Genomic DNA, 22,294 nt, shown 5'->3' on the forward strand with positions numbered 1-22,294 from the left:
TGGACGAATAGTCATCCAGAGATCCTTGCCGAATTATTTTTCATCCTCTATATGTGGCTTGACCGCCGGTTTGAGCTGTGCAAGTGTCCACATCGTCCGGGCCACGGGGGGAGCGATATGGACGACACGCTGCCGCCTGTCTCCAGGTACCTGCTGGAGGAGGTCGGCGCCATCTGGGACGCGTCGCCGACGGCGGCCGGCCCCGACGGCGCGGCCCGACTCGCCGCCCGGATCAACTCCCTCTTCACGATCGATCTCACGGCGGACGACCTGCTCGGCAAGCGCTCGGTCGCCGAGGTCTGCGCCGTCGTCCAGGCCGCCCTGGTCGGTCCCCCGCCCGCGTCCGGTGAGCCGGCGGCGACCGCCGCCGCCGACCATCCCCTGTCGTCGGCCCAGCAGCGGATCTGGTTCGTGCAGCAGCTCGCCGACGACGCGGTGCCCTACAACGTGCCGGTCCGGCTCGAACTCGCCGGCCCGGTCGACGAGGACGCCCTGCGGGGGGCGCTCGCCGACGTCTGGGCAGCGTACGAGATCCTGCGCACGACCTATCCCGTGACGGCCGGGATTCCGCTGGCCAGGGTCGGTGCACCGGATGCGCCGCCGCCGCTGCCGTCGATCGACCTGTCCGCCGAGGCGGATCCCGCCGCGGCCCTCGACAGCCTCGCGACCCAGCAGGCGGCGATCCCCTTCCGGCTGGAGCAGGAGCCACCCGTACGGCTCGTGCTGGCGCGCCGCGGCCGGTCCCGTCTCGTCCTGGTCGCGACGTTCCACCACATCGCCGTCGACTGGGTGACGGTGAACAAGCTGGTCCGCGACCTGGGCGACAGGTATTCGGCCCGGGTGCGCGGCGATGTCGCGGCTTCCGGCGGCGCCCCCCGGGCGTACGGCGACGTGGCCCGGTGGGAATCGTCACCGGACGGGTCCGCGGCGATGGACCGTGCTGTCGCGGCCCGGGCCGCCGCGCTCGCCGGTGTCCCCCCGGTGCGGTTGCCGACGGATCGGCCACGCCCCCGCCTGGCGCGGTTCGTCGGCGCGGCCGTCCACGACCGCCTGGAGCCCGCCGCGGTCGGTGCGGTGCGGCGGCTCGCCGGGCGGTGCCGGGTCACCCCGTTCGCGATCCTGATGGCGGCGTTCGTCGTCGTGCTCGGCCGGGCCGGCCGGCAGCCGGAGTTCACGGTCGCCACACCGGCGTCCGGCCGGGTCCACGCACGGTGGCAGGAGACCGTCGGTTGTTTCGTGAACGTGGTGCCGGTCGTCGTCCGGCCCGCCGCCGCGGCGACGGGCACCGCGCTTGTCGCCCAGGTCAGCGAGGCGACGTGGGAGGCCCTGGACGCGCAGGACGCACCGTTCGACCGGCTGGTGCGGGCGTCCGGGCAGGTGGCCCCGGTCCTCTTCTCGTACCAACCGAACTCGCCGCTCGTCGCCTTCCACGGCCTGGCCGACACCGCACCCGAGTTCTCCAGCCCGCCCGGGTCGGCCAAGTACGACCTGAGCCTGTATGCGATCGGCCGAGGTCCCGGAATGCGGCTTGAGCTGGAGTACGACACCGACGTCTACGAGCGGGAGACCGCGGCGGCGGTGCTGGACGCCTACACGGAAGCCCTGCACGCGCTCGTGCGCGATCCGGACGCGCTCGTCGACCTGTCTGCGCCGAGCGGCTTCGAGGGTGCCATCCGGCGAACCCGGCAACGCGCCGGCGGCCTCGACCAGGCGGCGTCCTGATGACCGCGTTGACGCCGGGGCTGCGGGCCTGCCTGCACGATCTGTTCGCGGAGCGGGCCGCCGCCCACCCGGACGCCGTCGCGGTGACGCACGCCGGTCGCCACCTCACCTATCGAGAGCTCGACAGACGGGCGAACGCGCTGGCCCACCGGCTGCGCGTGGAGGGCGTCGGCCCGGGCGTCCTGGTCGCCGTCCGAGTGCGCCGGACGCCGGACGCGGTGGTCGCGCTGCTGGGGGTGGTCAAGGCCGGTGGCGCGTACGTTCCACTCGACCCCGCCCACCCGGCTGACCGGCACGCCTTCGTCTGCGCCGACTCGGGTGCCCGGCTGCTGGTCACGGACCAGCCGGCGGAGCATCCGTCCGGCCTGCCGGTCCTCGACATCGCCGCGGTCGGCCCGGGCGTCGACACGGCGCCGGAGGCGACGGGCGCCGAGGCCGACGACCTGGCGTACCTGATCTACACGAGCGGCTCGACCGGCCGGCCCAAGGGCGTCCAGGTGGAGCACGCGAACGTCGTCGCCCTGCTCGGCAGCACCAGCGCCCGGTTCGGGTTCACACGCGACGACGTGTGGACATTGTTCGCCTCGCTGGCGTTCGACGTGTCGGTGTGGGAGATGTGGGGCGCCCTCCTGCACGGCGCACGGCTCGTGATCGTCGACGAGGACGACCGCCGCTCACCGGCAGCGCTGCACGACCTGCTGCGCCGGGAGAACGTCACGGTCCTGAATCTCACGCCCGCCGCCTTCCGTCAGTTGTCGCGCCACGAGGAGGACACCGACGCGGCCACGCTGCCCGCCCTGCGCCGGGTGATCTTCGCCGGTGAGTCGCTGACGCCGGCGATGCTGCGGCCCTGGCTGCACCGGCACGGGGACGAGCAGCCACTGCTCGTCAACATGTACGGCATCACCGAGACCACTGTGCACTCGACGTGGCGGCGGATGACCACGGCCGACCTGGCCGAGCCCGACGCCAGCCTGATCGGTCTGCCGCTGGCGGGCTGGACGGCCGTGGTCCTGGACGAGGCCGGCCAGCCGGCGCCCACCGGTACGCCCGGCGAGCTTCACGTCGGCGGGGCCGGGGTGGCCCGCGGCTACGCCGGGCGGCCCGATCTCACCCGGGCCCGGTTCGTGACCGGGCCACCGGAGTGGGGTGGCCGGCTGTATCGCTCGGGTGACAGCTGTCTCGTCCGCCCGGACGGCGAGTTGCAGTATCTGGGCCGCCTCGACCACCAGGTGAAACTCCGTGGGCACCGGATCGAGCTCGGCGAGATCGACGCGGCCCTCGGCGACCATCCCGCCGTACACGAAGCGGTGACAGTCCTCGACGAGCGCGCCGAGCAGGACGCGCGGCTTGTCGCGTACGTCGTCCTCGGCGCCGCCGCGGCGCCGGACGAGCTGCGCGCCCACCTGGCCCGGTCGCTGCCGGACTACATGCTGCCCGCCGTCTTCGTGACGATGGATCGGCTGCCGCTGACCGGGAACGGCAAGGTGGACCGGGCTGCCCTGCCGGAGCCGGGCACCGAACGGCCGGCCCTGTCGGCCCCGCTGGTCCAGCCGCGGACCCCGGTGCAGCAGCAGCTCGCCGAGATCTGGGCCGAGGTGCTCGGCGTCGCCGAGGTCGGTCTCGACGACGACTTCTTCGACCTGGGCGGGCACTCGATGCTCGCCACCCGTGCCGTCGCGCTGGCCCGGGAGCGCTACGGGCTCGCCGTGTCGCTGCGCGCGCTGTTCGACGCGCCGACCGTGGGCCTGCTCGCCGGGCTGCTCGACGAAGACCCCGTACCGGACCTGTCCCCGAGTGCTCCCGTGGAGTCGAGAACGTGAGAGAACTGCTGCGCGACAAGGTCTACCTCCGCTACTGGCTGGCCGTGGTCGTCTCCTATCTGGGTGACGGCATCGTGAAGGTCACCGTGGTCTACGTGGCCGCCACCCTGACCGACGCCCCGGCGCTGTTCATCGCCGCGGTGGTGATCGCCCAGCTGGTGCCCTCCGGGATCCTCGGCACCTTCATCGGGCCGCTGGTGGACCGGATGTCGCCGCGTAGCCTGCTCGTCGGGGCCGACCTGGCCCGGGTCGCGATCGTGCTGGCGATGATCCCGGCGTCACACCACGCGGCCCTGCTACTCGTCCTGATCTTCCTGGAGGGCCTGGGCAAGGCGGTCTTCGAGACGGCCCGGATGGCGGCCATCCCGAAGGTCGTCGGCAACCACAGCCTCCCGGCGGCGATCGGGCTGTTCCAGAGCACGGTGCAGACGCTCAACCTGGTCGGCCCGCTGGTCGGCGGCGTGCTCATCGCGACGACAGGCGTACGGTGGTCGTTCATCATCGACGCCGCCACGTTCGTCGTCAGCGCGCTCCTGCTCGGCAACCTGGCCGTGCTGCGGAACGCGTCGGTGGTGGCCACCCCGGCCGGGCAGTACTGGCAGTCGCTGCGCGACGGCATCCGCCGCGCGCTCGGCATTCCGACGCTGCGGATCGTGGCCTGGATGATGGTGCCGGCGATGATCGCGTTCGGGGTGTTCACCACGAACGTGAACACCCAGCTGCTCGTCGCGTTCGGGCTGGGCGCCTTCGACTTCGGCCTGGCCACGGCGATGCTCGGGGCGGGCGCGATCCTCGGCGCCTTCTTCGGGCCGGTGCTCGTCAAACGCGTACCGCTGGCCGACCTGCTCGCCGCCGCGGTGGCCCTGTTCGCCGTGTCGCTGGTGCTGCTCTGGCCGATCGACCACTTCCGGTTCGGCGGCCTGGCCGTGATCTGCGCCTGGTGCGCACTCGCCGGGATGGGCATGAGCCTGGTCCAGGTGCCGGTCGCGAACATCCTGCTGCGCGACCTGCCCGACGATCTGCGCGGGCGCGGGATCGCGCTGCTCAACGCCCTGATGGTCAACTTCACGATCATCGGTGTGCTGCTCGGCGGCGCGGCCGCCAACTTTCTCGGCATCGCCGCGTCGATCATCGTCACCGGGGTGATCCTGATCGTGCCCGCGATCGCGTTGACACGCACCACCCGCAGGATCGACCGGCAGCCCGCCCGGGCAGCGTCATGAGCGCCGCCGCCGGAGTGCCGGTGACGGTCGACGCCCCGACCGTGGTGGCCGCCTGGGCGACAGTCCTCGGTGCGCTGCGCCGCAGCGGCACGGTGCGGACGGCCGTGACCGTCGACGGGACGCACCGGGTGATCGAGGCCGACCTGGACGCCCTCGGGACCGGAGCCGATCTCGTCGCGGCGTGTGCGGCGGGTGGCACGGACGCGGTCGACGCGGCCGACGACGTCGCTCTGGTCATCGAACAGGGACGGGTCGGGCTGAGCGCCGGGTCGGTCGGCCCGGTCCAGGCCGCGTTGCTGGCGGGCCTTGTCGCCCGTACGGCGGAGCGCATCGCCGCCGGCCCGTCGGTGCCGTTGACGCGGCTCCGGGCGTTCAGCGGGGAGGACACCGGCCCGCCCGAGGTGTGGCGCAGGGCCGCCGGGCAGGCGGCGGACACGCCGAGCCCGCGGCACGAGATCGTTCGGGGATGGGCACGTCGGGAGCCCGACCGGCTCGCGGCGGTCCACGGTTCGCACCGGCTCACCTACGGCGACCTCGACAAGCGGGCCGACACGCTTGCCGACCGGCTGGTCGCGTACGGCGTGGGGCCGGACGTCGCGGTCGCGGTGTGCCTGCCGCCGGGCTTCGACCTCGTCGTCGCCCAACTGGCCGTGCTCAGGGCGGGCGGGTGTTACCTGCCGGTCGATCCGGGCTATCCCACGGCGCGGATCGCCTTCCTGCTCGACGACGCCGACGCGCGCGTGGTGCTGGCCACCCCGGACGCCACGGTTCCCGCCGACCGCCCGGTGATCCGCCTCGGCCCGGAGCCGATCGCGGCCGGTCCCGCCGACCGTGCGGTGACCCACCCCGGCCCGGACGCGAGCGCGGGCGGCTCGGCCCTCGCCCCGGAGCGGGCGGTGGCCGAGGCGCGGCTCGGATACCTGCTCTACACCTCGGGCTCCGTCGGCGAGCCGAAGTGTGTGGCCGTGCCGGAGGCGGCCGTCGGCCGGCTGCTGGACGCCGTCGGTCGGCTGGTGCGGGTGCGGCCCGGGGACGCCGTCCTGGTCAGCTCGTCCGCCGCCTTCGACATCTCCACCGTGGAGATCTATCTACCGCTGCTCAACGGCGGCCACCTGGTGATCGCCGACCGCGATCAGGTCCGCGCGCCGGACGAGCTGGCGCGGCTGATCGACAGGCACCGGGTACGGCTGGTGCAGGCCACCCCGTCGGCCTGGTGGGCTCTGGCCGAGGCGCTGGCGCCGGGCGGCCGCCGGGAGTGGCTGCAGGTCGTCGCGGCGGGCGAACCGCTGACGCCCGCGCTGGCCGGCCGGCTGCTGGCCGTCGCGGGCAGGGTCTTCAACGGGTACGGCCCCACCGAGACCACCATCTACTCGACCGTTGCGGAGATCACCACGGCCGACGAGGTCACCGTCGGCGAGCCGGTCGACGGCACGGTCCTGCACGTCGTCGACGAGCACGACCGGCCCCTACCGGCCGGTGTGCCGGGTGAGCTGCTGATCGGCGGGACGAACGTGGCACGCGGCTATCTGCGCCGGCCGGAGTTGACCGCCGATCGGTTCGTACCGGACCGCTGGGGACACGAGGCGACGCCGTCCACCGTGTACCGCACCGGCGATCTGGCCTGGTGGGCGCCGGACGGTCGGCTGCGCCTGCTGGGCCGGATCGACGCTCAGGTGAAGGTTCGCGGCTACCGGATCGAGCCGGGCGAGGTGGAGGCCCGGTTGAACGAGCACCCGGACATCGTGGCGTCGGTGGTCCGGGCCCGCGAGTTCGGCCCCGGCGACACCCGGCTGGTCGCCTTCGTCGTCACCGCCGGGGACAAGCCGATGCCCCTCGGCGAGCTGCGGGAGTGGTGTGCGGTCACGCTGCCCGGCCATCTCGTGCCGACGGTCTGCCTGCGACTGCCCGCGCTTCCGCTGACCGGCAGCGGCAAGATCGACGACCGGTCGCTGCCCGGCCCGGCGGAGATCCTCGCCTGGCCGCCGGACGACGCCGCGTCGGCGACCTCCGACCTGACCCGACCCCGGACGGCTGCCGAGCGGGCCGTGGCCCGGATCTGGCAGAAGGCGCTGTGGGCCGACGACCTCGACGTGCACGACGACTTCTTCGCGATGGGCGGCGACTCGCTGCTGGCCACCCAGGTCACCCGGGAGCTGCAGAGCGAGTTTCTGCTCACGGTGCCGATCCAGGCGATCTTCCGGTTCCCGACCGTCGCGCGGTTGGCCGCCGCCATCGTCGACGGCCGGGCGGCCGGCGAGGTCGATGTCAGCGTGCGGGCCGAGCCGTCGGAGGCGCGTCGTGGCTGACCGTTCGACACTCGTGGTCGTCTACGACCGCGGCAGCCTGTCACCGACCCGGCTGGCCGAGGTGGCCGCGTGCAACGAGGCCGAGTTGCTGTTCGTGGTGGGCGCCGAGGCGGCGACCGGAACGCCGATCCCCGCGGCCGCGGCACACGCCGAGGAGATGATGCCGGCGCTGCGCATGTGCGGTGAGGTCGTGACCGGCGTGCCGGGCCGGCTGGACGAGCTGCTCACCGCGATCGACGCGCACCAACCGGCCGGCATCGTCACCTTCAGCGAGTTCCAGCTGGCGCCGACGGCCCGGCTGGCCGCCCGGCTCGGTCTGCCGCACCACGCGCTCGACGACATCCCGGCCATCACCCTCAAGGACGCGCAGCGGCAACGGTTCGCCGAACGCGGCGTCGACGCGCTGCGCGCCGAGGTGGTCACGGCGCCCGGCCAGCTGGAGGCGGCTCTGGAGAAGGTCGGCCTTCCCGCCGTGGTCAAGCCGGTGTGGGGCGCGTCCAGCCGGAACACCCGCGCCGTGCACACGGCGGCCGAGGCGCACGCCTTCGTCGCCGGGCTCCTCGCCGGCACCGGCCCCGGGGTTCCGGAGAGCGCGCTGATCATCGAGGAGCTGCTCGTCGGCCGGCCCACGCCGGCGCCGTGGGGCGACTACATGGCCGTCGACTGCGCCGTCCGGCAGGGCCGCGCCGAGGCGCTGTTCACCTCCAGCAAGTTCACGCTTGCCGAGCCGTTCCGGGAGCGCGGCGCGTACGGCACCCGGTCCGTGGTGGAGCCGGCACTCGTCGCCGAGGTCGAGGCGCTCGCCTGCCGGGCGGTCGAGGCGCTCGGTGTCACCACCGGCATCGCCGACGTCGAGATCAAGCTGACCCCGGACGGGCCGCGGGTGATCGAGGTGAACGGCCGGCTCGGCGCCTGGGTCGACGACCTCGCCGTACGGTCCGAGTCGGCGGTCCCGGCCGAGGTGGCCGTACGCGCCGCGCTCGGTCTGCCGTTCGACGGACGCCGCGAGGCCGTGCCGGACAACCCGATCGCCTTCCACTACTTGCTCGTCCCGCCCGTCGGGGTGACGGAGGTGCGGGCCATCCACGGCGTGCCGGCCCTGCGCCGGGTCCCCAACGCCGACCGGGTGACGGTGCTGACCAGCCCGGGCAGCCCGGCCGGCTGGGAGCTCGGCGCCACCGTCAACGCGGCCGCCGTATCCGGCACGGTGGCGACCCACGACGAGCTCGCCGAAACGGTCGCGGCCCTGGAGGAGGTGCCGTGGATAACGTACGGGTGACAGCGCAGTCCCTGTCGGACTCGCCGTGGCTGCGGCCGATCGTCCGGCCGGTGACGACGGGTCAGCTGATCATGCTGCCGCACGCGGGTGGCAGCGCCTACGCGTACCGGGACTGGGCGTCGATTCTCCCGGCCGAGTTCGCGCTGTCGGCGGTCGAGTACCCCGGCTACGGCTCCCGGATCAGCGAAGAGCCGATCGACGACCCGGCCGTCATGATCACCGAGCTGGCCGGGCTGCTGGCCGAGGTGCGGGCACAGTTGGACGGCAGGCTTCTGATCCTCGGCGGGCACAGCCTCGGCGCGATGCTGGCCTACGAGGTGGCCCTGGTGCTACAGGCCGCCGGCCGGCCGGTCGACGCGCTGCTGCTGTCCGGCTCGGTGCCGGCCCACCAGGGCCACCTCGTGCCCGACCTCAGCGTGCTGAGCGACGCCGCCCTCGCTGCCGCGCTGGGCGCCGACGGCGACATTCCCGCCGCCGTCCTCGACGACGCCGACGCGCGCTCCTTCTACCTCCCGCTGGTTCGGCGGGGGCTGGCCTTCGCCCGGCGGACGTCCGCGGTCGCGGCTGCGAGTTCGGCCGGCCGGGAGCGGGTGCACGCGCCGGTGGTCGTGCTCGGCGGTACGGCGGACCTGCGCTGCCCGGCGTCCGCGCTCGGGTCGTGGGCCGACGTCGTGGACGGCCCGCTGGAGATCGCCCTGCTGCCCGGCGGCCACTTCTTCCACCGTGGACAGTTGGGCGAGGTCGGCCGGTTGCTCACCGGCCTGATCACGCGGGTGGGGGGCTGACCGTGGTCGTTCAGCCGGCCGCCCGGCGCACACTCGCCGGTCGCATGTCCGTCCACACCTGGTCGACGTGCGCCAGGCACTCGTCCCGGCGGCCTTCGAAGCCGGTCGCCGACCAGCCCGGCGGCAGGTCGCTGTCGGTCGGCCAGACCGAGTACTGCTCCTCGTCGTTCCGAACCACGCGGAAGATCACTTCGTTCATCGTTCCCCCACAAACGCCGCAGTGGTCTCCAAGGTCGCACAACCATTTCGAAATGTGAATACAGCGGGACGAATCAGATCCCGGGGAGGACGGCATGGCTGACAACGGTGACGACGGGCTCGGCATTGCGATCGTCGGGATGGCCGGTCGCCTGCCGGGTGCCGAGACCCTCGACGCGTTCTGGGCCGCCCTGGTGGCCGGCGAGGAGGGGCTCACCCGGTGGACCCCGGACCAGCTCGCCGACGCCGGTGTGCCGGCCGAGACCCGTGACGATCCGGCGTACGTGCCGGTGGTCGGCGCCCTGCGACGGCCCGCCCGGTTCGACGCCGAGTTCTTCGGTTACACCCCGGCCGAGGCGGAGCTGACCGACCCGCAACAGCGGATGCTGCTGGAAACCGCGTGGCACGCGCTGGAAGACGCCGGGTACGCCCCGCAGCAGCTCACCGGCCGGGTCGGGGTCTTCGCCAGCGGCAGCACGAGCGGGTACCGGTCGCAGCGCATCGACGCCGACCCGGAACGCCGTCGCACCACACTTCCGGTGCAGGCAGCCGTCAGCACCGACCTCGACATGCTCGCGCTGCGCGTGGCGTACAAACTCGACCTGCGCGGCCCGGCCGTGACCGTGCAGACCGCCTGTTCCTCGTCGTTGGTGGCGGTGCACCTGGCAGCGCAGAGCCTGCTGCTGCGCGAGTGCGACGTCGCGCTGGCCGGCGGCGCCGCCGTGCGGCTGCTCGACGCCCAGGGCTACCACTACGACGAGGGTGGCATCCTGTCGCCGGACGGGCACTGCCGGCCGTTCGACGCGGCCGCCGCGGGCACTGTCGTCGGCGACGGGACCGCGGTGGTCGCCCTGAAGCGGCTCGACGACGCCCAGCGCGACGGCGACCACGTGTACGCCGTGATCCGCGGCTCGGCGGTCAACAACGACGGCGCCGAGAAGGCCGGGTTCACCGCGCCGTCGCCGCGCGGCCAGGCCGAGGTGATCGCGGAGGCGCTGGCGGTGGCCGGGGTCGACCCGGCGACCGTGCGGTACGTCGAGGCGCACGGCACCGGAACCCCGCTCGGTGACCCGATCGAGGTGCGGGCGCTGACCGAGGTGTTCGGGCCGGTGGCCGCGCCGGGGAGCTGCCTGCTCGGCTCGGTGAAGGGCAACGTCGGCCACCTCGACACGGCAGCCGGGGTGGTCGGCCTGATCAAGGCGGCCCTGGCCATCGCGCACCGGTACCTCCCGCCGACGCTGCACTACCGGAGCGCCAATCCGGCGACCGGCCTGGACGGCAGCCCGTTCCGGGTCAGCGCGACAGGTGAGCCGTGGCCGCGAACGCCCGATCCCGCTCGGGCCGGGGTCAGCTCGTTCGGTATCGGCGGCACGAACGTCCACGTCGTCCTGGAGGCGCCGCCGGCGTCGGCCGCCCGTGGGCTGCCGGAGCAGACCGGCCAGGTCCTTCCGGTGTCGGCTCGGACGCCGGCCGCGCTCGACGCCGCCTGTGCCCGGCTCGCCGACCGGCTGGCCGCGGACGCCGGACTGCACCTCCCGGACGTCGCGTACACGTTGCAGAGCGGCCGTGTCGAATTCCCGTTCCGGCGGGCGGTGACCGGCACGGACGCCGCCGACGTGATCGCGGCCCTGCGCGCCACGCGCACCGCGACGCGATCCGAGCCGGCCGCCGCCGTCTTCCTCCTCCCCGGCCAGGGCAGCCAGTATCCGGGCGCGGGCGCGCGGCTCTACGACAGCGAGCCGGAGTTTCGGGCCGCCTTCGACGAGTGCGCCAAGGGGTTCGGCAGCCGGCTCGGGATCGACCTGCACGCGGTCGCCTTCGCCGACGACGACACGGCGGCCGAGCGGCTGCGGCAGACCGTGCACACCCAGCCGGTCCTGTTCAGCCTCGACTACGCGGTGGCGCGCACGCTGCTGGCCGCCGGGATCCGGCCCGCAGCCCTGCTCGGGCACAGCCTGGGCGAGTTGGTCGCCGCGTGCCTGGCCGGCGTGTTCACGCTGGACGACGCGATCACCGTGGTGGCCGCGCGGGCACGGTTGATGAACCAGGCCGCGCCGGGCCGGATGCTGACCGTGGCCGCGCCCGCCGAGACCGTCGAGAAGCTGCTCGACGGCGACGGAAACGCCGTGGTCGCCGCCGTCAACAGCCCGCGCTCCTGCGTGGTCGCGGGTACGCCGGACGAGATCGCCGAGGCCGAGCGGCGGCTCACCGAGCACGGTCTGCGGCCGAAGAGGCTGGCCACCTCGCACGCCTTCCACACCGCGCTCGTCGAGCCGGCCCTGCCGGAGTTCGGCGACGTCCTTCGGGGCATCCCGCTCGCCGCGCCGAGGATCCCGTTCGTGTCCAACGTGACCGGCACGTGGATCACCGACGAGCAGGCCACCGACCCGCACTACTGGGTCGGGCACGTCCGCCAACCGGTCCGGTTCTCCGACGGCGTACGCACGGTGTTGGGTCGCGGGGTGCTCGTGGAAGCCGGGCCGGGCAGCGCGCTGACCACCCTGGCCGGGGCGCACGGCAGCGACGACGCGCCGGTCGCCGCGGTGGCTCTGCTGCGGCACCGCCAGGGTTCACCCACCGACGAGGTCAAGTCGTTCCGCGACGGCGTCGCCGAGCTGTGGAGCCGCGGCGTGCCGGTGGACTGGGCGGCGTGGCACCGGACTGCCGGGCGTCGGGTCTCGCTGCCGGGCTATCCGTTCGAGGGCGACGACCACCTGCTGCCCCGCCCGGGTGAGCAGAGCCCGACGGGCCGTCTCGACCCGGCCCGCTGGACGAGCGTGCCGGTGTGGCGGCGGGCACCGCGGCCGGCACCCGCGCCGACCGGCCCGCGCAGCTGGTTGGTCCTGCCCGACCACGCCGGTCTGGCCGCGAGTCTCGTGCCGTTGCTGGAAGCCCGCGGCGACACCGTGCGGATCGCCGACGACGGCCTGCCCGCCGGCCGGTTCGACCACGTCGTGGACGCCCGTGGCATCGGCGGCGACCCGGGCCTGCCGGCACTGTTCGACGTTGCCCGCTCGCTCGGCGCCTCCGGAGACAGCCGGCCGGTCCGGATCGACGTGCTGACCGACGAGCTGCACGACGTGGACGGCACGGGCGCGCACGGGCCGCAACGGGCGACGGTGCTCGGCGCGGCCCGGGTGCTGGCCCAGGAGTTCGACGCCATCCGTACACGCTGCGTCGACGTCCGCCGGTCCGACACCGGGCTGGCCGAGCACCTGGTGGCCGAACTGAGCGCCGACAGCCCCGACGAGGTGGTCGCGCTGCGCGGCGGCCGGCGCTGGCTTCCGGCGTACGCGGGAATCGACCTCGGCCCGGCGCCGGCCGACCAGGTCTGGAACCGCGACGCCACCTATCTGGTCACCGGCGCCACGCACGAACCCGGGTTGTCCTTCGCCGAGGACATGATCGGCCAGGGCGCGCGGGTCATGCTGGCCGGGCCGCCCGGCTTCCCGGCGCTCGACGAGTGGGCCACGACCGAGCTGCCGGCGCAGACCCGGGACCGGCTCGTCCGGTTGGCCGAGTCCGGCCGAATCGGCTTCGTCGCGGCCGACCTGGCCAGTAGGGAAGACGTGCGGCGGGTGGTGGACGCGGCCCGCGACCACCTCGGCACCGTCGACGGGGTCGTGCACGCGGTGGACGTACGCGGTTCCGGGCTGATCGCCCTGAAGACCGCCGAGCAGATCGACACGGTGCTGAACGCCCGGGTGCGCTCGACCCTGCTGCTCGACGAACTGCTCCCTGGCGACCTGGACTTTTTCCTCACCGTTTCCAGCACGACCGGACTTGTCGGTGGGATCGGCCAGGCGGAGAACGCCGCGGTGGCCACGTTCCTCGACGCGTTCGCGGACGCGCGCGCCGCGAGTGGCCGGCCGGTGACCACTATCGCGTGGGCGCAGTGGGCCTTCGACGACTGGCACGAACAGCAGGCCGGCACTCCGGCGATGCGCGACGGTTTCGCCAGGCACCGGCGCGAGGCCGGCGTACGGGCGCAGGAGGGCGTGGCCGCCGCCCGGGCGGTACTGGCCGCCGGGCTTCCGCGCGCCGTGGTGTCCGCGGTGGATCTGCGGTCGGTGCTGGCCGGCGGGGCCGCCCTCGACGCGCACGCGGTCGCCGAGTCGTTGCGCGGCCTGGCCACCGCGGCTTCCTCCTGGGATCCGGCCGACACCTGGCCCGACGACGAGGTGGCACAGAGCGTCGCCCGGGTGTGGCACGACGTCCTCGGCCGCGACGGCTTCGCCGCGGACGACGACTTCTTCGAGCTCGGCGGAAACTCGCTGTTCGCCATCCAGATCATCGCCCGGCTCCGGGAACTGCACGGTGATCTGCCGATGAACGTCATCTTCGAGGCCGCGACGGTGCCCGGGGTGGCCGCCGCGATCCGGCAGCAGCAGGCCGCGGGCCTCGGCCTCGACGAGTTCGAGGCGCTGCTGCGCGAGGTGGAAGGGCTGTCCGCCGAGGAGACCGCCGACCGGCTGGGGGAAAATGATGTCTGACGTCGACACGACTCGGGCGCTGCGGGAGCGGGTGGCGTCGCTGTCCGAACCGCAGCGCCGGCTGCTGGAACGCAGGTTGCAGGAGCGGCGCAGCGCACTGCCGTGGTTCGCCCGGCCCGACGAGGGATCGCCGGGCACCCGGGCCGGCCGGGACCGCCGCACCCGGCGGCCGACCAGCCGGATGGACTTCAGCCTGTTCTTCTTCTCCAGCGACGGCTCGATCGAGGGCCCGGGCAAATACCGGATGCTGCTGGACTGCGCGCGGTACGCCGACCAGCACGGCTTCGCCGGCATCTGGGTGCCGGAGCGGCACTTCGTCGACTTCGGCGGCCTGTTCCCGAACCCGGCGCTGCTGGCGGCGGCGATCGCGACGGTGACCGAGCGGCTGTCGATCCGGGCGGGCAGCGTGGTCGTGCCGCTGCACCATCCGGTCCGGATCGCCGAGGACTGGTCGGTGGTGGACAACCTCTCCGGCGGCCGGGTGTCGATCTCCTGCGCCTCCGGCTGGCATCCGGACGACTTCGTGCTCGCCCCGGATCCGAGCCCGGACCGCTACCAGCAGCGCCGGACCGAGATGTTCGAGCGGATCACGCTTGTGCAGCGGCTGTGGCGCGGCGAATCCGTGCCGTTGCAGCGACCGGACGGCGAGACCATCCAGGTCCGGTCGATGCCGCGCCCGTTGCAGCCGGAGCTGCCGATCTGGATCTCCGCATCGGGCAACATCGACACGTTCGTCCAGGCCGGCCGGGCCGGCGCGAACGTGCTGACCGGGCTGGTCGCCCAGCAGCTGCCAGACCTGGGCCGCAAGATCGCCGCCTACCAGGAGGCCAGGCGGGACAACGGTCACGGTCCCGGGCGGGTCGGCGCGATGGCGCACACGTTCGTCGGCACGTCCGACGACGAGGTCCGCGAGCTGGTCCGCCGCCCGCTGATCGACTACCTCACCGACTTCCTGGCCCAACAGGACAGCTTCGGCAGCGTGTTCTCGCAGCTGAACACAGAGGAGCGGGAGGCCATGCTGAGCGCGATGTTCGATCGCTACTACGACACGATCGCGCTGCTGGGCACGCCCGACAAGTGCGAGACGCTGATCGAGGACCTGGTCGACATCGGGGTGCACGAGGTGGCCTGCCTCGTCGACTTCGGCGTCGAGCAGGCCCGGGTACTGGACAGCCTGCGGCACCTCACCGAGCTGAAGGACCGTTACCGCGGCGAGCAGGACGCGGCATGACCGACATCGCCGACCGGCTGGCAAAACTCACCCCGCAGCAGCGGGCGCTGCTCGACAGGCGGCTGCGGGAACGGGGCGGCGCCGCGCCGTCCGAGCAGCCGATCACCCCGCGCGGCCACGGCCGGCCCAGTCCGCTCACCGTGGACCAGGAGCGGATCTGGCTGATTCACCAGTTCGACAGTGACGACCCGGCGTACAACGTCTTCTTCGCCTGGCGCCTGCGCGGTGACCTGCGGCTGGACGCGCTGCGCTGGGCCCTCGGCGCGCTCGTCGCCCGACACGAGGCGCTGCGGACCACGTTCCGGCTCGACGGTCTGCGGCCGGTGCAGGTGGTGCACGACGAGCTGGCGTACGAATACCGCGAGTTCGACCTGACGGACGAGCCTGCCGAGGCCCGGGAACAACGGATGTGGGAGCTCGGCGCCGGCGAGGTGCGCCGGCCGTTCGACATCGTCGCCGGACCGCTGGTACGCATCTCGGTGCTCCGGCTGGCCGCGGACCACACCGTCATGATCGCCACGATCGACCACCTGGTCTGGGACCGGCGGTCGCTCGGCGTCTTCGGCGCCGAGGTCGCCGAGTTCTACAACGCGAAGCTGGCCGGCCGGGAGCCCGAGCTGGGCGCCCTGCCGGTCCAGTACGCCGACTACGCCGAGTGGCAGCCGCGCTGGGTGGACAAGCGGATCAAGGCGCGTGAGGTGCCGTACTGGCGGGAGCGGCTCGGCGGGGCGTCGATGGTGCTGGAGCTACCGGCCGACCGGCCCCGGCCGCCGGTGCAGACGTTCAACGGCGCCCGCTACGAGTTCCACCTGCCGGTCGCGCTCACCGAGGCGGTCCGGGAGTTGGCCCGCCGCGAGGGCACGACCGTGTACGTCGTCGTGCTGGCGGCGTGGCAGTTGCTGCTGCACCGACTCACCGGGCAGCAGGACATCATCGTCGGCACCACCTCGTCGACCCGCAGCCGGTCCGAGCTGGAGGCGCTGATCGGCTATTTCCTGACCATGCTGCCGCTGCGGACGGTCATCCGTCCGGAGATGACGTTCCGGGAGCTGCTGCACTCGGTGCGGCGCACCGTGGTGGACGCGTTCGACCACAAGGACATCCCGTTCGGGACGCTGCTCGACGAGCTGGACGTCGACCGGGATCCGAGCCGCAACCCGGTCTACCAGACGTCGTTCATGTTCGTCGACTTCCACGAGGACCCGGTGCCGTTGTCCGGGCTGCGGCTGGAAGCGCTGATCTTCGACAACCACACGGCCAAGGACGAGTGCATGCTCTGCGTCTTCGACGACGCGGTGCTGGCCGACCACCTGTTCGGGCTCTTCGAGTACAACACCGACCTGTTCGACACCGAGACGATCGCACGGTTGGCCCGCTACCTGCGCCGGCTGCTGGAGCAGGGGGTGACCGACGCCGGCCGGCCGGTCGGCCGCCTGTCGCTTGCCGACGACGCCGAGCTCGCCACGATGCTGACGGCATGGAACAGCACGGCCGTCCCCCGGGAGGCCGGGCTCACCCTGGACGGGCTGATCCGGCGGCAGGCCGCGGCGAGCCCGGCGGCGGTCGCGGTGTCGTCCGGCGACGAGCGGATCACGTACGCCGAACTCGTCGAGCGGGCCGGCGCCCTGGCGACGTACCTGCGCGAGCGCGGCGCCGGGCCGGAGCGCGTGGTCGGCGTCTGCCTGGAGCGGTCCGTCGACCTGGTGGTGGGTCTGCTCGGCGTGCTGATGTCCGGCGCGGCGTATCTCCCCCTGGACCCCGGCCATCCGCCGCAGCGGCTCGCCACCATGTGCGCCGACGCGGGCGCGATGGCGCTGCTGACCGAGGCGGAGCTGCGCCCGGTGCTCGCGGAGTGTGCCGGCGAGGTGGTCTGCCTGGATCTCGACCGGGACGCGATCGCCACCTGCGGGCCGCTCGGGGCCGGTCCGGCGCTGTCCGACGAGCGGCTCGCGTACGTCATCTACACGTCCGGGTCGACCGGGCGGCCGAAGGGCGTCGAGGTCACCCACCGCAACCTGGTGAACCTGGTGCTGGGCATGGCCGACGAGATCGAACTGACCGCCGGCGACGTCCTGGCCGCGGTCACCTCCGTCTCGTTCGACATCGCCGGTCTGGAGCTGTACACACCGCTGGCGCGTGGCGCCGAGGTCGTGGTCGTGCCTCGCGCGGTCGGCCAGGACGGTGTCGCCCTGCGCGATCTGCTCACCGACCGCGGCGTCACCGTCATGCAGGCGACCCCGGCCACCTGGCACCTGCTGACCGGGTCGGGCTGGCGCAACACCGGCGCGCTGCGGGTGCTGGTCGGCGGTGAGGCGCTGCCGCCGGTGCTGGCCGGGGTCCTCGCCGACGGTCCCGCTCCGGTGTGGAACGTGTACGGCCCGACCGAGACGACGATCTGGTCCACCTGCTGGCGGGTCGAGCCGGGCGCGGGTCAGATCTCCATCGGCCGCCCGATCGCGAACACCGAGGTGTACGTCCTGGACGAGCACCTGGAACCGGTGAGTGCCGGGCTGCCCGGCGAGCTGTACATCGGCGGCGCCGGGGTGGCCCGCGGCTACCACGACCGGCCCGGGCTCACCGCCGGACGGTTCGTGCCCGACCACCTCAGCGGTCGCCCCGGCGCCCGGCTGTACCGCACCGGCGACCAGGTCCGCTACCGCCCGGACGGCACCCTGCTCTTCCTCGGCCGCGACGACGGCCAGGTGAAACTGCGCGGCTACCGGATCGAGCTGGGCGAGATCGAGACCCGGCTGGCCGGGCATCCGGAGGTGGCCCGCGCGGTCGCCATGGTGCGCGAGGACCGGCCCGGCGATCGCCGCCTGGTCGCCTATGTCCAGCCGAGCGGTGAGGCGTTCCGGCCCGAGGACCTGCGCGAGCATCTGCGCGCGTTCGTGCCCGACTACATGGTGCCCGCTGCCCTGGTCGCGATGGCCGACTTCCCGCTGACCACCAGCGGCAAGATCGACCGCCGAGCGTTGCCGCCACCACCTGCCGAACGACAGGGCGCGGGGTTCGTCGCGCCCCGCGACCCGGTGGAACTCGCCGTGGCCGCGATCTGGGAGGACGTGCTCGGCACCCGCCCGGTCGGCCTGCACGACAGGTTCTTCGACCTGGGCGGCCACTCGCTGCTGGTGCTGAAGCTGATGACCGAGATCGAGAGCAGGTTCGGCCGGCAGTTGCCGATGGCGGCGATCTTCCAGGGCGCGACCGTGGAACGGTTCGCCCACCTGCTGCGCGACGGCTACGCGCCGGAGCAGGAGGCGCACCTGGTGGAGATCCGGTTCGGGACCGCCGGGCGGCCGATCTTCTTCGCGCACCCGGCCGGCAGCGAGGTGGTCTGCTACATGCCGTTCGCCCGGCTGACCGAGCCACTGCACCGTCCCATGTACGCGATCGCACCCCCACCGCTTGTCGACGGCGAGTTGCCGTACGCGACGTTCGAGCAGCGGGCCGCCGCGTACGTCGAGCTGATCCGCCGGCAGCAGCCGGCCGGCCCGTACACGGTCGCCGGGTGGTGCTACGGCGGCGTCAACGCGTTCGCCATCGCCGCCGAGTTGGAGAGCCAGGGCGAGCAGGTCGAGCTGACGTTGTTCGACTCGCACCCGCCGGTCTACGTCACCGCGGACCAGGAGCCCGACCGGTCGGACATCGTGGCGGCCCTCGCGCAGAACCTGCAGTGGGACTACGGCGACGGTCTGCTCGGCCTCGACCAGCTGCGCGAGATGACCGACGACGAGCACCTGGACTACCTGCTCGACATCGCGCGCAAGGGCGACTACCTGCCGCCGGACGCCGGCCGTGACCGGATGGCGCTGGTGCTCGACCTGTGGGTCGCGAACCTGCACCTGGTGTGGAAGTACCGGCCGCGGCCGCTGACCACGCCGTACACGCTGGTGCTGGCCCGCGACGAGGACCCGGCGCTGTACGCCCGCTGGACCGAGCTGGCCGGCGGCGGGCTCACCGTCCGGACGGTCGACGGCAACCACTACACGATGATGCGCGAGCCGCTGGTGGCCGCGGTCGCAGCCGTACTGAACGAGCCGAGGGAGGACGCCTGATGAGCGTCGAGATCCTGCCCGCGTCCGCGGCACAGCAGCGGCTGTGGTTCATGGCGGAGATGCGGCCGGGCGACCCGTTCTACAACGTGCCGTTCGAGGTGCGGTTCGACGGGCCGCTCGACCCGGCGGCGCTGCGCCGCGCGCTGACCGAACTGGCCCGGCGGCAACCCGCGCTGCGGACCGGGCTGCGCGCCGTCGACGGCCACGTCGAGCAGGTCGTGGCGGCGCCCGGACCGGTGCAGGTGGCGACGGGGCAGGACGACGACGTCGCGGCCTTCCTCGACCGGGGCTTCGACCTCGCCGCCGAGCCGCTCGCCCGGTTCCTGCTGGTCCGGGTGTCCGAGACGGAGCACCGGCTGGTCGGCTGCGTGCACCACGTCGTCTTCGACGGCGTCTCGCTGGACCTCTTCCGCACCGAGCTGATCAGCCTGTACGCGACGTACGCCGCGGGCGCCGAGCCGGCGCCGCGGGAGCCCGCCGACTACGCCGGTTACTCTCGTCGCCGTGCGGCGGCGGCCGGTGACGGCGCGGCGGCGTTCTGGACCAAACACCTGACCGGCGCTCCGGAGGTGATGGACCTGCCGCTGGACCGCTCCCGCCCGGCGGTGACGCGGCACCGGATGGCGTACCTGAGCCGGACGATCGCCCCGGCCGTGGCCGACCGGCTCGCCGGTGTGGCCCGACGGTTCCGGGCGAGCGAGTACATGCTCACCAAGGCGGCCTGCGACGTGCTGCTCCGCCAGCACGGCGTCACCGACGTGGTGACCGCGCTCGCGCTCGCCGGCCGCGACGATCCGGCGACGGCCGAGCTGATCGGCTATCTCGCCCGGCCGGTCGTGGTGCGCACCGAGTTCGGCGACGACCCGTCGTTCGGCGACCTGCTGGGCCGCGTGCGGGGCAGCCTGCTGGACGCGATGGAGCAGCCGGACCTGCCGTTCGAGACGGTGCTGGGGGCGCTCGGCGTCGCCCACGACCCCAGCTACTACCCGTTCTACCAGGTCATGTTCGGTTACGAGGAGGTGCCCGCGCCGGCCAGCGCGGGTGAGCTGACCGTCCGCGTGTCCTATCCGCTGCTCCCGACGGCCAAGGTGGAGCTGGACTTCGCGCTCACCCGTACGGAGCAGGGTCTGCGGTTCCGGATCGGCTACCGCGAGGACCTGTTCGACGCGGTGACCGTGCAACGCATGCTGGAGCGGCTGGAGACGATCCTCGGCCGGATCGTCGAGGATCCGGCGCAGCCGGTCTCCGACCTGATCGCGGCCACCGACGCGGACGTCCGGCTCGTTCTGCACGACTGGAACGACACCACGGGTGAGGTGCCCGACCTGCTCATCCACCAGTTGCTCGAACGCCAGGCGGCGGTCACCCCGGACGCCGTCGCGGCCCGCTCCGGGGACCGGCGGTGGAGCTACCGCGAGCTCGACGCCGCCGCGAACCGCGCCGGTCACCTGCTGCTGGATCTCGGCGTCGTCCCCGAGGCCCGGGTCGGCGTGTGTCTGCCCCGCTCGCTGGAGATGCTCGCCGTCATGCTCGGCATCTTCAAGGCCGGTGGCGTGTGGGTGCCGCTGGACCCGGCACTCCCGCAGCGACGGCTCGACCAGATCGTCGCGGATGCCGGCCTGGCCGTGATCGTCGCGGCGCCGCGGTACGCCGAGCGGGTGGCCGGGTATCCCGCCCGCCACGTCGAGCTGACCGAGGACGATCCGCGGCTGCGCACCGGCCCGGACGGCCCGGTCGACTCGCCGGTACGGCCGGCCAACGCCGCGTACATCCTGTTCACCTCCGGCTCGACCGGCGGCCCGAAGGGGGTGGTGCTGGAGCACCGCAACCTGATCAACATCATCACCTGGGCGCACCGTGAGCTGGGCCCGGAGACCTTCACCTCGGTGCCGCTGATCAGCTCGATGACCTTCGACGTGTGCATGTGGGAGATCTTCACCGCGCTGGCCGGCGGTGGCACGGTGGTGATCGCCGAGGACGCGCTCGCGCTGCCGCGTACACCGGGCACCGACACGTTGTCGCTTGTGACAGCGGTGCCGTCGATCTGGAGCGAGCTGCTGAAGATGGGTGGCCCGCCCGGCTCCCCGCCCACCGTCGTCTCCAACGGCGAGGTGCTGGCCCCGTCGGTGCTGCGAGGGCTCGCCGAACTGCCCGGCGTCGAGCGGATCTACAACATGTACGCCCCGACCGAGACCACCACGTTCTCACTGTTCAACATCGTGCGCCCGGGGGAAGCGATCCCGATCGGGCGGCCGATGCTCAACACCAAGGCGTACATCCTGGATCCGCGCAAGCGTCCGGTGCCGCCGGGGGTGGTCGGCGAGCTGCACCTCGGCGGCGCCGGGGTCACCCGCGGCTACCTGAACCGGCCGGCGCTCACCGCCGAGCGGTTCATCCCCGACCCGTTCTCCACCACCGGCGGCGAGCGGCTGTACGCCACCGGCGACCTCGTCCGGTACGCCTCGGACGGGCGCATCCTCTACGTCGGCCGGGTCGACCACCAGGTCAAACTGCGCGGAGCGCGGATCGAGCTGGGCGAGGTCGAGGCGATCATCCTCACCCATCCGGCGGTCGGCGAGGCCTGTGCGATGGTGCGCCGCGCGGCGTCCGGCGACGAACTGGTGGCGGCGGCCGCACCCCGACCGGGCGCTGCGGTGAGCGATGCCGAGCTGCGCGGTTTCCTGGCCGACCGGCTGCCCGCGTACATGGTGCCCGCGGTGCTGCGGGTGACCGACAGCCTGCCGCTGCTGCCGAGCGGCAAGCTGGACCGTAAGGCGGTGCTGGCCCTGCTCGCGGCCGGTTCCGCCGACCGGCCCAAGGAGGCCACCGTCGGCGAGGCCGAGGAGCGGGTGGCCGCCTGCTGGGCGGAGGTGCTCGGCGGCGCGGCCGGCGCGACCGACAACTTCTTCGACGCGGGCGGCAACTCGCTGCTGATCATCCGGCTGCGGGAGGCCCTGCGCGCCGCGTTCGGTCGTGACGTCCACGTCATCGACCTGTTCCGGCATCCGACCATCCGTGCCATGGCGACGTTCCTCACCGGTGCGGCCGCGCCCGAGTCCGTGTCCACCGGCAGCGAGCGCGGTTCGGCGCGCCGGACCGCCCAGCTCTCCGCCGCCCGCCGGTCGCGGACCACCACCTGATTCCGTCTCGTTCCGTCTTCGGCGCACGGTCATCGA

The 22,294-nt window shown here is 73.2% G+C and carries 11 protein-coding genes; 10 read left to right on the forward strand and 1 reads right to left on the reverse strand.

Annotated elements, in window-relative coordinates:
* The first annotated feature begins 117 nt into the window (after positions 1-117).
* The 6 genes from ACPXBU_RS16585 to ACPXBU_RS16610 are packed head-to-tail and all read left to right on the forward strand — an operon-like array spanning position 118 to position 9,138.
* A complete protein-coding gene (locus ACPXBU_RS16585) occupies positions 118-1,722 on the forward strand; it encodes a condensation domain-containing protein (protein ID WP_425758702.1) in 1,605 nt (534 codons plus the stop codon).
* Positions 1,722-3,545 carry an amino acid adenylation domain-containing protein gene (locus ACPXBU_RS16590; protein ID WP_425758703.1) on the forward strand — a complete coding sequence of 608 codons (1,824 nt, stop codon included), beginning with the start codon at positions 1,722-1,724 and terminating at the stop codon, positions 3,543-3,545. Before ACPXBU_RS16585 ends, ACPXBU_RS16590 begins: the two co-directional genes overlap by 1 nt.
* Positions 3,542-4,768, forward strand: a complete 1,227-nt coding sequence (locus tag ACPXBU_RS16595) for an MFS transporter (protein ID WP_393362116.1) — start codon at positions 3,542-3,544, stop codon at positions 4,766-4,768. The genes ACPXBU_RS16590 and ACPXBU_RS16595 overlap by 4 nt, the downstream gene beginning before the upstream one ends.
* Entirely contained in the window at positions 4,765-7,074 is a 2,310-nt protein-coding gene (locus ACPXBU_RS16600) for a non-ribosomal peptide synthetase (RefSeq protein ID WP_425758704.1), read from the forward strand. The genes ACPXBU_RS16595 and ACPXBU_RS16600 overlap by 4 nt, the downstream gene beginning before the upstream one ends.
* Positions 7,067-8,353 carry an ATP-grasp domain-containing protein gene (locus ACPXBU_RS16605; RefSeq protein WP_425758705.1) on the forward strand — a complete coding sequence of 429 codons (1,287 nt, stop codon included), beginning with the start codon at positions 7,067-7,069 and terminating at the stop codon, positions 8,351-8,353. The genes ACPXBU_RS16600 and ACPXBU_RS16605 overlap by 8 nt, the downstream gene beginning before the upstream one ends.
* The gene (locus ACPXBU_RS16610) at positions 8,335-9,138 is read left to right on the forward strand and encodes a thioesterase II family protein (protein ID WP_425758706.1); all 804 of its coding nucleotides are present in this window, start codon (positions 8,335-8,337) and stop codon (positions 9,136-9,138) included. The genes ACPXBU_RS16605 and ACPXBU_RS16610 overlap by 19 nt, the downstream gene beginning before the upstream one ends.
* Positions 9,139-9,148: 10 nt before the next feature.
* On the opposite strand, the gene ACPXBU_RS16615 is transcribed toward ACPXBU_RS16610, so the two are convergent.
* Positions 9,149-9,337, reverse strand: coding sequence for an MbtH family protein (locus ACPXBU_RS16615; RefSeq protein ID WP_425758707.1), 189 nt, complete (start codon positions 9,335-9,337; stop codon positions 9,149-9,151).
* 94 nt (positions 9,338-9,431) lie between these two features.
* Here ACPXBU_RS16615 and ACPXBU_RS16620 point away from each other — a divergent pair, with 94 nt between their 5' ends.
* From ACPXBU_RS16620 to ACPXBU_RS16635, 4 genes are read left to right on the forward strand one after another with little or no spacing between them, the layout of a single operon-like run.
* Positions 9,432-13,829 carry an SDR family NAD(P)-dependent oxidoreductase gene (locus ACPXBU_RS16620; RefSeq protein WP_425758708.1) on the forward strand — a complete coding sequence of 1,466 codons (4,398 nt, stop codon included), beginning with the start codon at positions 9,432-9,434 and terminating at the stop codon, positions 13,827-13,829.
* Positions 13,822-15,060: a MupA/Atu3671 family FMN-dependent luciferase-like monooxygenase gene (locus tag ACPXBU_RS16625; RefSeq protein ID WP_393362133.1), complete on the forward strand. Its 1,239-nt coding sequence runs from the start codon at positions 13,822-13,824 to the stop codon at positions 15,058-15,060. Before ACPXBU_RS16620 ends, ACPXBU_RS16625 begins: the two co-directional genes overlap by 8 nt.
* Positions 15,057-19,118: an amino acid adenylation domain-containing protein gene (locus ACPXBU_RS16630; RefSeq protein WP_425758709.1), complete on the forward strand. Its 4,062-nt coding sequence runs from the start codon at positions 15,057-15,059 to the stop codon at positions 19,116-19,118. The genes ACPXBU_RS16625 and ACPXBU_RS16630 overlap by 4 nt, the downstream gene beginning before the upstream one ends.
* The gene (locus ACPXBU_RS16635; protein ID WP_425758710.1) at positions 19,118-22,258 is read left to right on the forward strand and encodes a non-ribosomal peptide synthetase; all 3,141 of its coding nucleotides are present in this window, start codon (positions 19,118-19,120) and stop codon (positions 22,256-22,258) included. The genes ACPXBU_RS16630 and ACPXBU_RS16635 overlap by 1 nt, the downstream gene beginning before the upstream one ends.
* Positions 22,259-22,294: the final 36 nt, after the last annotated feature.

Origin of the sequence: Micromonospora sp. DT231 (assembly GCF_049847025.1) — a bacterium.
Lineage (GTDB): Bacteria > Actinomycetota > Actinomycetes > Mycobacteriales > Micromonosporaceae > Micromonospora.

Bases quoted from the DNA above. Each gene is read 5' to 3' on its own strand.
- ACPXBU_RS16590 (WP_425758703.1), top strand. From the start codon at position 1,722: ATGACCGCGTTGACGCCGGGGCTGCGGGCCTGCCTGCACGATCTGTTC.
- ACPXBU_RS16600 (WP_425758704.1), top strand. From the start codon at position 4,765: ATGAGCGCCGCCGCCGGAGTGCCGGTGACGGTCGACGCCCCGACCGTG.
- ACPXBU_RS16615 (WP_425758707.1), bottom strand. From the start codon at position 9,337: ATGAACGAAGTGATCTTCCGCGTGGTTCGGAACGACGAGGAGCAGTAC.
- ACPXBU_RS16625 (WP_393362133.1), top strand. From the start codon at position 13,822: ATGTCTGACGTCGACACGACTCGGGCGCTGCGGGAGCGGGTGGCGTCG.
- ACPXBU_RS16635 (WP_425758710.1), top strand. From the start codon at position 19,118: ATGAGCGTCGAGATCCTGCCCGCGTCCGCGGCACAGCAGCGGCTGTGG.
- ACPXBU_RS16630 (WP_425758709.1), top strand. From the start codon at position 15,057: ATGACCGACATCGCCGACCGGCTGGCAAAACTCACCCCGCAGCAGCGG.
- ACPXBU_RS16620 (WP_425758708.1), top strand. From the start codon at position 9,432: ATGGCTGACAACGGTGACGACGGGCTCGGCATTGCGATCGTCGGGATG.
- ACPXBU_RS16585 (WP_425758702.1), top strand. From the start codon at position 118: ATGGACGACACGCTGCCGCCTGTCTCCAGGTACCTGCTGGAGGAGGTC.